The sequence below is a fragment of the Streptomyces sp. NPDC026394 genome (assembly GCF_055567735.1).
In genome coordinates this window covers 51,397-64,669 of sequence record NZ_JBVHPX010000022.1, presented here as the reverse complement: position 1 = coordinate 64,669, position 13,273 = coordinate 51,397, and the positions used below count along the sequence as shown (strand labels likewise).

Below are 13,273 nucleotides of genomic sequence, written 5' to 3'. Positions count from 1 at the left end.
CACGAGGCACCGACTCCTCCGCCCTCGCGTCGAATCCTCTCCTCCGCCCGCCGGAGGAAGCGGGGCGAGGCCTCCGCCGACAGGACGAGCGGGCCCGGCCGCGGCCCGGAGCGGCACTCGTCTCTTCTCCTCCTTGAGGAGGGGCCACCAGGGAGGAGGGGTGACGAACGGGTCCGCCCTCGGGACGGCGGTACGGGCAAATTTTCCCTTTAAAGTTGAACGATGAAAGCGACAGGCTCCCTGGCGGGGCGCGGCGTACCGGCCGCGTTGACGGACACCGTGCTGGCTCTTCTGGCCGCGGGGGGATGTCTCGCGCTGCCCTCGGTGATTCCCGCGGACAGCCAGGGCCTGCGGGCACCGGACACCTGGTGGTTCGTCCTCATCCTGCTGGTCGCGCTGCCCATGACGGTGCACCGCCGCCTGCCGCTGGGCACCTTGCTGGTGACGGCGGCGGCGACGAGCACGATGCAGGCGCTGACGTACGTTCCTCAGCTTTCGGGAGCCGAGGGCACCTCGATCGGGCCGCCGTATCTGGTCGTCGCCACGGCCGTGTTCCTCACGGCCGTACGCCGTGAACCCTGGATCACCACCGTCGTGGCGGGGGTGTTCATCCCGCTCGACTCCCTGGTGGAGGGGCTCATCGCGCCGCCGGGGCACCGGGTCACCACGTTCCTGACCCAGGCCGTCATCCTGCTGGCGGCCTGGGCGCTGGGCCGCCTCGCGAAGGCGCGTGCCGCGATCAGGGACGAGGCCGTGGAACGCGCGGCGGCGCTCGAACGCGAACAGGCTGCCACCGCCCGCGCGGCGGTGATGCACGAGCGGGCCCGCATCGCCCGGGAACTGCACGACATCGTCGCCCACAACGTGAGCCTCATGGTCGTGCAGACCATCGCCGCCGACCGGGTCCAGGACCGTGACCCGGAGAAGGCCCACGAACTGCACGCGACGGTCGAGCAGACCGGTCGGGACACCGTCACGGAGTTGCGCCGGCTCCTGGATGTGCTGCGGACGGACGAGGAGGCCCCGGCCGCCCCTTCCAAGGAACCGCCGCAGCCGACCGTGGACGGCCTCCCCTCACTGATCGACTCCGTGCGGGAGACGGGCCTGGACGTCGAGTACAGCGTGCTCGGCACACCGCTCCCCCTGCCGGCCGGATCCCACCTGACGGCCTATCGCGTCGTCCAGGAAGCGCTGACCAATACGATGAAGCACGCCGGTCCGACGCGGACCCGCGTCCAGCTCATCTGGGAGGACGGACCGGAACGCCTCACCATCCGGATCTGCGACGACGGACCGGACGCGGCCGCCGGGCGGGTCTCCGCGGCACCCGCGAACGGCAGCGGGTACGGCCTGGTCGGCATGCGGGAACGGATCGCCGCCGTGGGCGGCACCCTGCACACCGGTACGCGGCCCGGCGGCGGCTTCTGCGTCCACGCCGTCCTGAAGCCGTCCTGAAGCCTCCCGGCAGCAGCCATGCAGCCGTTCCGACCATCAGCACCATGACGAAGGAATCGAACCGTATGCGGCGTATCAGCGTTCTGCTGGCCGACGACCAGCCAATGATCCGGACGGGTTTCCGGCTCATCCTGGAAGCCGAGGGGGACATCGACGTCGTCGGGGAGGCGTCCGACGGCCGGGAGGCCGTGGCGGAGACCGAGCGGCTGACCCCCGACGTCGTCCTCATGGACATCCGGATGCCGAACATGGACGGCGTGGAGGCCACCCGGCTGATCACCCGCAGCGTGCCGTCCAGCCACGTCATCGTCCTCACCACCTTCGACCTGGACGCCCACGTCGTGGACGCGCTGCGGTCGGGGGCCGGCGGCTTCCTGGTGAAGGACGGCCCCGCCGACTCCCTGGTGGAGGCGATCCGGACGGTGGCCACGGGGGACGCCGTGCTCGCTCCCCGCGTCACGCGCCGGCTGCTGGACCGGTTCGCCGGCATGCCGTCGGAGACCGCGCCCACCGTGCCGCCCCGGCTCGACGCGCTCACGGCCCGCGAGCTGGACGTGCTGCGCGCTCTGGCGCGCGGCCTGTCGAACGCGGAGGTCGGCCGGGAACTGGGCATCGGCGAGACGACCGTGAAGTCCCATGTCGCGCGCATCCTGGAGAAGTTCCAGTTGCGCGACCGGGTGCAGGCGGTGGTCCTGGCGTACGACTGCGGACTGGTGACACCACGCTCGGCCCCCACCCCGGGCCCTCGTTGACGCTCCCGCCCTCGGCGCCCGGGCGCGGGCCCGCCGGGGCCGTATGGGCCACGGCCGGCCGTGGGCGGATCTGAGCAGAGGCGAGCAGTCGTCGCGCCCCCGAATGAGCAGTCATGACCCGCATGATGAGACGACGAGGTCCGGAACAGGCCGCCTGGCCTGCGACGACCGGACTCGTACGGGCACTGTCGCGCCCCTGACCAAGCGGGCGTTCCCCTCAGGCCCCTGTTCTCTCTGCTGAAGGTGTTCCATGCGCATCCTGTTCTCCGGCACGCCGGCCCACGGCCACCTGCTGCCGCTGCTCCCCCTGGAAAGGGCGGCCCGCCAGGCCGGTCACACCACCGCGTTCCTGACCCACGCCTCCCTCGAAGACCTGGTGGCGCCCGCCCCCGTCCACGCGGCGGGCGCGACGCTCGAAGAGACCCTGGGCGAGTTCCAGCGGCGCACCGGGAAGAACGCCGCCACCGACATGAGCCCGGCCACCGCGGGCGAGTTCTTCGGCGGCACCCGTGTCGACCTCGGCGCGGACGGCGCCCTGGCAGCGGCCCGTGACTTCGCCCCGGACCTGGTGATAGCGGAGACCGCGGACTTCCTCGGTCCGCTGGTTGCTTCCCGGCTGGGCGTGGAGTGGGTCTCCCACGGCGTGGGGATCGCCCTGGACGCGCCCTTGGCCGAGGCCATGTGGGCGACGGCCGCCGCCCGCGCGGCGGAGCGGGGCATCGTCCTGGCCCGGCCGTCGGCGACGGTCGATCCATGGCCCGACTGCCTCCAGCGCGACGACTGGGAGCCGGCACCGGACCGCGTCACCATCCGGCCCCAGGCACACGGGACCGAGACCGGAACCGATTGGCAGGCTCCGTCCTTCCCCGGCCGTGAGCACCTGCCCCGGGTCCTCGTGACGCTGGGCACGATCATCGACGACACCGACGTGCTCACCCGGATCGTCGCCTCGCTCACCGAGCACGACGTGAACGTCGTGGCCGTCCTGCCGCCCTCGGCCGCGGACCAGACCCTGCCCGTCGGCGGGAGCGGCGTCCACGTGACCGGATTCGTCCCCATGGCGCTGCTGCTCCAGGGGGTGGACGCGGTCGTCTCCTCCGGTGGTGCCGGAACGGTGCTCTCGGTACTCGGTGCCGGCGTCCCGATGCTGATCCTGCCCATGGGTCTCGACAAGCCCCTGAACGCCGAGCGAACGGCCGCGCTGGGTGCCGCGGAGGTCATCGGTTCCGCGGACGAGGCCGGTGAGGCGGTCGTACGGGTGCTGCGGGAGCCGTCGTTCCGGGTCGCCGCCGCGGCGGCCGCCCGGAACATCGCCGCGATGACCCCGGCCGCCGAAGTCCTGCCGCTCCTGACCGACCTCCGTGGCTGAGCCCCGCCCGGGCGCGGGCAGCACGTCGGCCGCCGCGCGAGCCGACGACGGAAAGCCGGCAGAGGAAAGAGGAAGAACCGTGTACGCGATCCGTCAACACGCCTTCGGCGCACCCGACAAGCTGGTGTACGAAGAGGTGGACACACCGTCGCCGGGCCCGGGCGAGGTCCGTCTCGCCGTGACCGCGGCGGGGGTCCACCTCATGGACACCGTGCTGCGCGCGGGGCGCGAGATGGGGATGGCGCTGCCGCGCCTGCCCATGACCCCGGGCCGGGAGGCCGCGGGCATCGTGGAGGCGGTCGGCACGGAGGTCGACGCAGCCTGGCTCGGGGCGCGGGTGGTCGCCTATCTCGGGCACGAGCGCAACGGCGGTTACGCCACGCACGCCGTGACCTCGGCCGACTCCCTGCACCGCGTTCCCGACGGGCTCGACGACGCCGCCGCCGTCACCATGATCGGAACCGGGCGGACCGCGGTCGGTGTCCTGGAGCAGGCCGCTCTGTCGAGCGAGGACGTCGTCGTGGTCACGGCGGCCGCCGGGGGCCTGGGCACGCTGTTGGTGCAGGCGGCACGACGGGCGGGTGCCGTGGTCGTAGGACTGGCGGGCAGTCGGCGGAAGCTCGACGTGGTGCTGGAGCAGGGCGCGGACGGTGCGGTGGACTACACCCTGCCGGGCTGGGAGGAGCGACTCGACGAGGCGCTGGGCGGCGAACCGTCGACCGTCGTCCTCGACGGGGTGGGCGGCCGGCTCGGCCGGGCCGCCGCTGAGTCGCTCGGCGAGGGGGGACGGCATCTGTACTTCGGCTGGGCCTCCGACGAGGGCCGGTTCACCAGCTTCTCGCCCCAGGAGTTGGAGCAGTACGGCATCACCTCCCGGTTGGCGGTGGGTCCCGCGCTGTTCGGGCTGCCGGGCGGTGTCCGCGGGCTGGAGGAGACGGCGCTCCGGTGGGCGGCGGACGGACGGTTCAGCCCTGTCGTCCAGTCCTTCCCCCTCGCCCGTGCGGCGCAGGCCCACCACGCCCTGGAGACCCGCGCCACCATCGGCAAGGTGGTTCTGCGGCCGGGAACCGACGGGCGTCCGTGACCGAGGGGCGGTCCGCGCAGCGCCCGCCGGGGGGCGGCTGCGCGGACTGTCACGTCGTCATGGAGGAAGCAGCGGCAGGCCGTTCTCCTCGTGACGCCACATGATCTCCTCGATCCGCGAGACCGCGGAGGTCAGGTGCCGCCGGTAGGTGCTGTACGGCATGTCCAGTCGCCGGGCCGCCGCCTCCTGGGTGGGCGCCCCCTCGACAAAGGCGAGCGTGGCGACCCGGAGCGCCTTGTCTCCCCCGCGCTCGGTGACGAGGCCCGCGACGGCGTGAGCGAGCACCTCCCGCAGCGTCATGCCGTGGTCGGTGACCAGGCGGCTGCGACGCAACGGGTTCGCTTCCAGGGCCCGTGGCTGGTTCAGGTCGCGCAGCGCGGAGCGGACCGCGGTGGTGAACTCCGGGCGGCTCAGGGCCGGTGGGGCGAGGGGGGCGCGGGGCCGGGGAAGAGACGTACCGGAACCGGCCGAGCCCATGTCGGTGGCGGACAGCAGGGCCTGCTGCTTGGCCGTCAGCCACGCTCGGGGCGGCAGGTCACGCCAGTCGTGGGCGAAGACGCGGTAGGCCGATTCTCCGACGGTGACAGACTGCTCCAGCGGCGTCATGTCGCAGAACTCCATGTGCGCGTTCCAGAACCCGTCGTCGCGCAGCACGATGAACGACCACGCCGGTCCGCTGTCCCGCAGGAGTTCGCCGAGCATGCGCCAGAGCATCAGGTCCATCACCGGCGAGGGCCGCTGATAGTGGCGCGGGTGGACGTGGAAGCGACCGAGGGCGACGTGCTCCCCGGGGCCGAGCGGCCCGTGGGAAGCGACATGCTCCCAGACCGCGGCGGCGACCGGGTCGTGCTCGCGGCCCTGGGCGGGCTCCGGTCGCAGCCAGGCGGAGAACGCCACGGCAGGTGCTGTGCCGCGCAGCCGCTGCACCCGGAAGTCCTGTGGCCGGCCGCGGAGCCAGAAGCGGACCACCTCGGCCGCGTCGGGGCCCTCCGCCTGTTCGGCGAGGGCCAGCACGTGCTCCTCGTCCGACGGCAGGTACGGGTGGTCCTCGACCAGCCCGGGGAGGTGCCACAGATGGCTCTGGGCCATGTGGCCCTCGCCCCGGTAGAGGAACTGCAGCGAACCGACCTCGTGCAGCAGCCGTTCGGCGGGTACGGAGCCGATCCGCTCCAGCAGGTGCTCGTGCAGACGCCGGTACAGCTCGTCGAATCCCTCCGGGTCCCGCCACCGCAGGTCGGCCGCGAGTGCCTTCCGGACGATGTCGTGGGGGAAGACCCCTTCGGCGCAGTGGTCCACGTACGGCTGCTCGCGCAGCCACGCGAACAGTTCCGGGGCGTCGTCACCGACCAGGGCACGCAGGAGTGTCCCGGTCGTCACATGGGCCTGGGAACAGACCTCGAGAGCGAGGCGGTGCCGGGGGCCCGGGAGATCACCCAGCATCCGCCGCAGCAGCGACGCGACGACATCGGGGGCGGGGCTCCAGCGTCCGGAGCCTGGCAGGTCGCTCCCCTCCGTCCCGGCCACCTGAGCGGCGAGCGCCAGGACGAGGGGATGGCCGGAGGCGAAGGCGAGCAGGGGGCCGCGCCGGGCTGGGGCGACTCCCCGCCGCTCCAGGAAGGTCTCCGCCTCGCTCGCGCTGAGCTGCTCCAGCGCCACCACCTTGAGCAGGTCGCTCCAGCCGGGGTCCGCGGACCAGCCGACGTCGGGCGCGTGCCGGCCCGCGACGACGACCAGCACGTCGTCGGGCAGGCTCGGCAGGAACTCCTCGCGCAGCCAGCCCTCCAGGCTCTGGCAGTACTCGAAGGTGTCGATGAGCAGGAGGGCTCCCGGCGTGTGCACGACAGCGGCGGCCGCCTTCTCGAAGGCCCCCGGCACGGCGGGCAGGGCCCGGCCGTCGACGTGGACCACCGGCCGGCCGACGCCGCGCGCCTCCTCGGCGTAGCGCCGCATGAGTGTCGACTTGCCGATGCCGCCGGGGCCGTGCACGTACAGCACGGAGGCAGCACCGGGCCGCCCGGCGAGGGCGTCGCGCAGCAGGGCCAGTTCGGTCTCCCTGCCGACGAAGGCGCTGGCTCTCGCCGTGCTCACACGCTCGGCGAGAGTGCGACGTGGCGGTGCTTCCATGTGTGGTCCTGCCTTCTTTCACGGCAGGTGCGTGCCGCATCACTTCCCGGGACCGTCACGACGGCCCGTCCTCCCCCGGCAACCCTAGCCAAGGCCCGTCCCCCGGAAGTGAGCGGGCACGGGTGTCCGGACGGGCCGGCGCGTCCGAGGGCGGCGCTCTCGGTCAGGCCGTCCAGGCGGATCCGCTCAGCCGGCCGGCGCCTGGTGCGAGGACCGGGAGGCGGCGAAGTGCCGCTGCAGCGCGGACAGACCGCTGCCGTACAGCTCCTCGACGAGCGCCTGCGCGGCGGCGGCGTCCGCGGCGTCCTCCTCCGACTCGGCCGACCACTCGACGAATGCCTCGCCGGTGTCCGTCACGGGCAGCACCCGGAGCGTGGAGACACTGCGCCGGACGGGGAAAGGGTGCTCGACCAGCTCATAGGTGAAGGTGCGTGCGGTGTCGTCGAGCGCGGTCAGGCGTTCCAGCACCGTGGTGTCCCCACCGGCGAAGCGCAGGCGCCGCAGAGCGCCGACCGCCGTGGCCCCGCCTTCCTCCAACTCGCCGGCGGCGATGGCCGGGTGCCACTGCGGGAGACCGTCGAAGGGGCGGACGACCTGCCATACGGTTTCGGCGGTGGCGGGAACGACTGCGCTGACGTATGTGCGTGCCATGGATGCTCCTGTGAGAGATGGAAAGCAAGATGCGGGCAGGGGGGTGGGACGGGGAGGGAAGGCCGGTCGTGGGGAAGCACGCCGGTCGCGCACGGGCCGCCGGGGTCACGGAGGCCGTCCGGAGCGAGTGATCAGACGCCTGCGGCCGTCAGCAGACGCCGGGTGAGCGCGGCGAGGCGGTGGCGGTACGCGGGGCTGAGGGCGTCCGGCTCCGAAGGGTCGGCCCTCTCCTGGCTGCGGAAGTAGGCGCCGGTCACCCCGGCGACGTCGGAGGCGTCCACCAGTCGGCGCGTGGCGGCCACCCCCTTCTCCAGCGACTCCTGGACGGGCATGCCGGAGGCCTTCGTCATGGTGGTCGCCATGAAGGTCGCGGGATGGACGGCGTTCACGGTGATGCCCGAGTCGGCCAGTTGCTCCGCGAGGTCGGCCGTGTGGCTGATCAGAGCGAGCTTGGAACGGCAGTAGGCGTCGGCCTGAGTGAAGTGCTGTTCGTGCTGCGGGTCGTCGAAGTCGAAGAGCTGCTGGCCGACCGAGGCGACGTTGACGACACGTGCGTGCCCGGCCTCGTGCAGCAGGGGAAGGAGTTCACGGGTGAGCAGCACCGGCGCGAGGTAGTTCACGGCCAGCCGGAGTTCGTAGCCGTCGGCGGAGACCTCCCGCGAGGTGTCCTCCCCCCGGAAGCCCACCCCCGCGTTGTTCACGAGGACGTCGAGACGGCGGTGCCGGGCGCGGATGTCGGCTGCGAGCCGCTTCGTCGCGGCGAGGGACGACAGGTCGGCGGGGAAGACCTCCCCGCCCGTGGTGGCGGCGACCTCGGCCAGCCGCTCCGGGTCGCGGCCGTGCAGCAGCAGGCGGTGACCGTCCGCCGCGAGATCCTCGGCCAGCGCGCGGCCCAGGCCGTCGGACGCTCCGGTGATCAGGATGGTTGCCACGTGGGCCCCTTTCGATGGGATGCGGTGGTGCGTGCGCGCACACCTGCGCACCGTGCGAGCAGCCACCGCTCAACAGGTGTCACTGTAACTCAACACCTGTTGATCCTGGCGCTCCCGACCCTGCTCCCACCGCCCCCGCCATTCCCCCGCCCCGCCGCGACCACCGGACAGGAGGAGGAGCTGGTCTCTTCCGCTGGCTACCCTGAGCAGGGCTCCTCACCGTCTGACGCCGTTCTTCGTGAAGGCAGGAGCCCCAGAAGGAGAGGAACCCGCGTGACAGCCCGACGCACCGACACGAGCACACCCGAAGAGCCGGCTCAGGCTGCCCCGCGTAGCTGGTCGCGTCCCGCCAGCCGGGGAGACCGCCGCCTGGAAGCGCTGCTCTCCGCTGCGGAGACCTTGCTGACGGAGAAGCCGTTCGCGGAGATCTCCGTCGGGGAGGTCGCCGCCAAGGCGGGCATCTCGCGGCCTACGTTCTACTTCTACTTCGACACCAAGCACTCCCTGCTGGCGGCCCTCCTGGAACGGGTCATGCAGGACAAGCTGGAGATCGCGCTGCGCGGCTTCGGCACCACCGAGGCGGATCCGACGCCCCAGCGGACGTTCGAGGCCAACTACACCGAGATCCTGGCGCTGTGGCGGGAACACGCGCCGGTGGTGCTGGCCGCGTCCGATGCCATGGGGACCGACGCGGAACTGCGAAGCGTCTACACCGGGCTGCTCGATCTGTTCATCGAACCGGCCACGGCGTGGATCGAACACGAGCGGGCCACCGGGCGTGCCCCGGCGGGCACACCCGCCGGCACCCTCGCCGCCACACTGGTGTGGATGAGCGAGCGCAACCTGTACGCCGCCCTTCTGGGCATGGAGCCCCGCATCCCCGACGATCAGCGCGTGGCCGCCCTCGCGGAGGTCTGGATCCGCAGCGTCTTCGGCGGCCGGCCGCCTGGCCCAGCGGTGGCCTGACGCGTTCAGCGGGCGGTACGACCGTCGGCGGCGCCCGTGCCGCCGGGGGCGCCGCTCCGTGCCCTCCTCCTTGGGGAGGGGACTGCGAGGAGGAGGCCGGGCACCTTTTTCCACCTGGAGGCGCAGGGTCCTGCGGGTTGCCCGGTTCTAGCGTGTGACGAGTCGACACGATCGGATACATCCGCAGGATCCCCCCACGAAGACGCCTGGTAAAAGGAGAGAGAAAGCATGCCCGACATGGCCGACGAGGCGGCGAAAGAACTGCCCGCCTCGTTTTCCCACACCGCCTTGGTCGTGGACAGCATCGAGAAAGCGGCAGACAGGTTCCATGAAGTATTCGGTGTCTCTTTCGGGAGTGCCGAAGAATATGTTTTCTCTCGCGCCGACGCCTCGGGCCGTACCGCGCCTTCCACTCTGCGCGTGACGGTGTCCCTCACACAGGAGCCCTACTTCGTCCTGGTCGAAGCGGTGGACGAGCCGGACTGCGTGTTCGGTCGGGAGCGGCTGGGCTCCCTCGCCTACTGGGGCTGGTGGGAAGAAGACCCCGAGGAGCGGTTGCGAGAGCTGCGCCGGGAAGGCGTCGGGGTTGCCGCGACCTATGCGGCGGCGCCGGGCTCAGCGCCTGAAATGATCATCACGGAGCCCGATCTGTACGGAACCCGGATCTGTTACGTGGCCTCGGCCCTGAAGAACCGGATGACCGAGAAGGTCGACCTCGCGGGCGGCGAGGGTTCGCTGCCCGCCTCCTACTACCACGTGGGAATGGTGGTGCCGGACATCGATACGGCGGTCCAGCGGTGCGCGACGGTGTTCGGCGTGCCCTTCACCGCTGTGGCTCTGACCGAATCCCCGCATCAGGAAGAAGGGGATGTCACCCACACACCGTTCCGGCAGCGCCAGGCGATATCCCGCACCCGCGAGCCGTACATCGAACTGATCGAAGCCACCGGTGACGGCGTCTTCGGCCCTTCCCGGGCCGGCACCCTGATGTACTACGCCTGTTGGGAAAGCGATATGCATTCCCGGCTCGCCCGGCTCAGGGCTCAGGGCTTCGGCATGGACGCCGTCATACGCATGGATGCCGCGTCGGATCCGATCGCCGCCATCACGTCGTACGACGGCCTGGGCATCAGGCTGGAGCTGGCCGACCCAGCCGCAAAGCCGGTGATGGAGCACTGGGCAAGGACGGGCCACCTTCCCGAGTTCTGACATCGGAGTCCTGCGCCGGGACCCGGTGCCGGGCGGCGTTCGGCGCCGTCCGGGATCAGGGCCGGCGCAGAGGGCTCAGCCCTGACGCGGCCGCCCCGCTCTCTCCCCGCTCCGCCAGAGCGCCCCGCCAGGCCACCGGGTGCGACTCGATCCTGTCCCCGGCCGTCCACACGCCGGTCAGCTTGTTCCCTGACCACGGATCTGGCCGTTCGGCCACTCTTCGGAGTGATTGCCGGGTAGGTGGCCGGTCCGCCTCGTAACCTGAACTCCACGCCAGGGTACGGGAGTTCTCAATGGAGGCCGTGGGGAGGGGATGAGTAGACTGGTGCGGGCTGGCGGACAGGAGACGCTGGCGGAACTGTCGCGCTGCCGGACGGCTTTTCACCCACGACGGCCCCTGTTGCCAGCGGGATCGCCTGTGCGGGGGGGGGGCTCCTCGGGTCGGCGAGACGTCCGAGGGTGACGGCCTGTCCGGCGAGTTCGAAGGCGTCTCCGTAAGAGGCGGGGCCTTCGGTACGGGCGGGGCCTGTGGCTCCGCAACTCGCGACGGCCCGATGTACCAACAGCGTGCGGCCAGACCGTGTGCGTCCGGCGGTGCCGCCTGATGTGACGAGTCGGGGCGGCGCGCGCGGCGGGGATCGCCGTATGCGCCGCCCAGTCGGTTCGGCGGTGGCCGGCGACCGCATGCGGCCGCCCGAGGAGTACGGGCAGCCGACCGCCTACAGCTCCGGCGCCTCCGCCCTTCAGCCGTCCTTGCCCATGGCCTTGCGTACGGCGTCGCGGGTCCGGTCGACCACGGCGGCCAGCGGGCCGAGGGCGACGTTCTTCGCGCCGGATTCCACGCCCGGGTGCGGGTGGGTCGGTGCGGTCGCCTCGGCCGTCTGGACGGCCTTGGCCATCGAGGCGAGGCGGGCCGGATCGTTCAGCCGCCGTAGCTGGGAGAACTCATAGCGCTCCTCCGCGCGGGCGTGCTGCATCACGTCCATCCGCAGGGACAGCAGCCTCGGCAGGAACGCCTCGCCCTCGGGATCGACGTCCTCCAGGGCGGACAGGGCCTGCTTGGCCAGCTTCTCCTCCCCCAGCCGGTCGGCGACGATGTCGTCCCCGCCGTCCGCCGCGCGCTTCACGTACGGGTGGACGACCTCCTCCTCGGCCGTCTCGTGCACCGCCAGCATCCGCACCAGCCGCCGGAACGCGTCCCGACGGGCATCGCCGCTGCTCTGCTCGACCTCGTCGAAGAGGTTACGGATCTGCCCGTGCTGCGCCATCAGCAGCGCCACCACGTCCTGCTCCGGGCCCGGATCGACATCCTCCGCCGGATCGGTCGTCGCCGGGTCCGGGCTCCGGTCGGCTCCGTGAGCCGTGGCCATCACCGGCCTCCCCGCAGTTCGGCGACCGGGTGCTCGCCCTCGGTCTGGAGCCGGTAGTCGCCGCCGATCAGCTTGTCGTGCTCGGCCAGCACCTGGTCGCTGGGCGGCGTGGAGCCGCCGTTCAGTGCCTCCTGCATCGCCTCGAACCGCTCGTGCGCCTCGCGCACGTAGCCCGCGCCCAGCGTGGTCAGGTCCAGCTGGTTGGCGATCAGTTCGCGCAGGTAGCCCTTGTTCGGCTCGAAGGTGAGCACGTTGGGCAGCACGGGCGCCAGCACCTCGGCCGGTTCCCGCCCGTCGTGGCGCCGCATCAGGTCGCAGGCGATGTGCAGGTGCTCCAGCTCCATGTTCAGGTGCAGCTCCCAGATCGCCTTGACCTTGGGGTCGCTCTCCTGCTCCATGAAGGAGTGGTAGAGGTAGCACTCGTTGTACTCGTGGTTGACCAGTTGCTCCCACCACGTCTCACCCGGGTCGACCAGCGACTCGTAGTGGGTGACGTGCTCCTCCTCGACGAGCCCGATCTCCTGGTAGAGCTGGCGGGCGATCGGCTCCATGTAGGTGGGGCCGGTGTTCATGTAGAAGTTCATCGTCTGCTGTTCGGCCGACATGATCGTCAGCGCGTGCAGCTTCGACAGCGGGTCGGTCTTGGTCTTGTCGTACGGCTCGCGCACGTTGTCCACCGGGTTGCGGTGGTGCAGCGGCGTGGGCCGGCCCGGCATCACCTCGGTCAGCCCGTCCACGATCGACTCCGCCTTGCGGTGCTCGATCATCTCGTACAGGTTCGCGTACCGGTACAGGTGGTCGAAGTCCTCCAACACCCCGAACCGGTACGCCTGCTTCAGGTACGGATCCGGCTCCATCCGCGCCACCCAGGCGGTCAGGTCGACGGCCACCTGCTCGTACGCGATGGTCGTCTCCAGCACCGACGAGACCCCCGGCAGCAGCCAGTTGACCGCCTTCTGCTGCTGCGCCTCGATGTAGCGGGTCCGGGCGAGCTGCTGCTTGACCTCCATGTCCGGACAGTGCCGGGCCAGTTGATGGCTGAAGAGGATCGCCTCCACCTCGATCCCGTTCATCGTGATGATCCTGCACCGGGTGTACGGATCACCGTGGTCCGGATCGATCGGCGTCACATTCAGCTCACGCCAGTTGCGTACCTGCCGGTCCAGCGGGATCCCCCGCTGCTCCAAGGGGTTGAACGACATCAGGCCCTCCAGTACGAATGCACGGATGACGGCGCGCTTCCGGGTAACCGTCGTTCCGCGGGGAAAACAGCCTTTTCATGTCAGGACCCGATCCCGAGGCCGGAAAGTTTTCGGTACGGCACGGCTGACCGGCACAGTGGTGACAGCGTCGCAGCCGAC

At 71.3% G+C, this 13,273-nt stretch carries 11 protein-coding genes; 6 read left to right on the top strand and 5 right to left on the bottom strand.

The annotated features are described in order from the left end of the window. Window positions 1-222 precede the first annotated feature (222 nt). The 4 genes from ACZ4QV_RS34195 (at window position 223) to ACZ4QV_RS34180 (ending at window position 4,660) form a co-directional block, all read left to right on the top strand. The gene (locus ACZ4QV_RS34195; protein ID WP_361151026.1) at window positions 223-1,455 is read left to right on the top strand and encodes a sensor histidine kinase; all 1,233 of its coding nucleotides are present in this window, start codon (window positions 223-225) and stop codon (window positions 1,453-1,455) included. Between the two features lie 44 nt (window positions 1,456-1,499). Continuing rightward, window positions 1,500-2,207: a response regulator transcription factor gene (locus ACZ4QV_RS34190; protein WP_361151023.1), complete on the top strand. Its 708-nt coding sequence runs from the start codon at window positions 1,500-1,502 to the stop codon at window positions 2,205-2,207. A gap of 250 nt (window positions 2,208-2,457) precedes the next feature. Beyond that, complete coding sequence (locus ACZ4QV_RS34185; RefSeq protein WP_467763846.1) at window positions 2,458-3,576, top strand: glycosyltransferase; 1,119 nt, start codon at window positions 2,458-2,460, stop codon at window positions 3,574-3,576. A 79-nt stretch (window positions 3,577-3,655) separates the two neighbouring features. Further along, window positions 3,656-4,660 carry a zinc-binding dehydrogenase gene (locus ACZ4QV_RS34180; RefSeq protein ID WP_361587642.1) on the top strand — a complete coding sequence of 335 codons (1,005 nt, stop codon included), beginning with the start codon at window positions 3,656-3,658 and terminating at the stop codon, window positions 4,658-4,660. 57 nt (window positions 4,661-4,717) lie between these two features. Here the strand turns inward: ACZ4QV_RS34180 and ACZ4QV_RS34175 are convergent, their stop codons facing one another. From ACZ4QV_RS34175 to ACZ4QV_RS34165, 3 genes are all read right to left on the bottom strand, one after another. Then, window positions 4,718-6,748, bottom strand: coding sequence for an ATP-binding protein (locus ACZ4QV_RS34175; RefSeq protein ID WP_361636041.1), 2,031 nt, complete (start codon window positions 6,746-6,748; stop codon window positions 4,718-4,720). A gap of 222 nt (window positions 6,749-6,970) precedes the next feature. Next, entirely contained in the window at window positions 6,971-7,435 is a 465-nt protein-coding gene (locus ACZ4QV_RS34170) for an SRPBCC family protein (protein WP_361636044.1), read from the bottom strand. Between the two features lie 131 nt (window positions 7,436-7,566). Further along, entirely contained in the window at window positions 7,567-8,367 is an 801-nt protein-coding gene (locus tag ACZ4QV_RS34165; RefSeq protein WP_361636047.1) for an SDR family NAD(P)-dependent oxidoreductase, read from the bottom strand. A 273-nt stretch (window positions 8,368-8,640) separates the two neighbouring features. Here ACZ4QV_RS34165 and ACZ4QV_RS34160 point away from each other — a divergent pair, with 273 nt between their 5' ends. Both ACZ4QV_RS34160 and ACZ4QV_RS34155 read left to right on the top strand, forming a co-directional pair. After that, complete coding sequence (locus ACZ4QV_RS34160; RefSeq protein WP_361151009.1) at window positions 8,641-9,333, top strand: TetR/AcrR family transcriptional regulator; 693 nt, start codon at window positions 8,641-8,643, stop codon at window positions 9,331-9,333. A 228-nt stretch (window positions 9,334-9,561) separates the two neighbouring features. Further along, entirely contained in the window at window positions 9,562-10,542 is a 981-nt protein-coding gene (locus ACZ4QV_RS34155; protein WP_467763845.1) for a VOC family protein, read from the top strand. Window positions 10,543-11,285: 743 nt separating this feature from the next. On the opposite strand, the gene ACZ4QV_RS34150 is transcribed toward ACZ4QV_RS34155, so the two are convergent. Further along, on the bottom strand, window positions 11,286-11,912 hold the full coding sequence (locus tag ACZ4QV_RS34150; protein ID WP_361151005.1) for a hemerythrin domain-containing protein: 627 nt from the start codon (window positions 11,910-11,912) through the stop codon (window positions 11,286-11,288). Continuing rightward, on the bottom strand, window positions 11,912-13,114 hold the full coding sequence (locus ACZ4QV_RS34145; protein WP_361151002.1) for a hypothetical protein: 1,203 nt from the start codon (window positions 13,112-13,114) through the stop codon (window positions 11,912-11,914). The genes ACZ4QV_RS34150 and ACZ4QV_RS34145 overlap by 1 nt, the downstream gene beginning before the upstream one ends. Window positions 13,115-13,273: the final 159 nt, after the last annotated feature.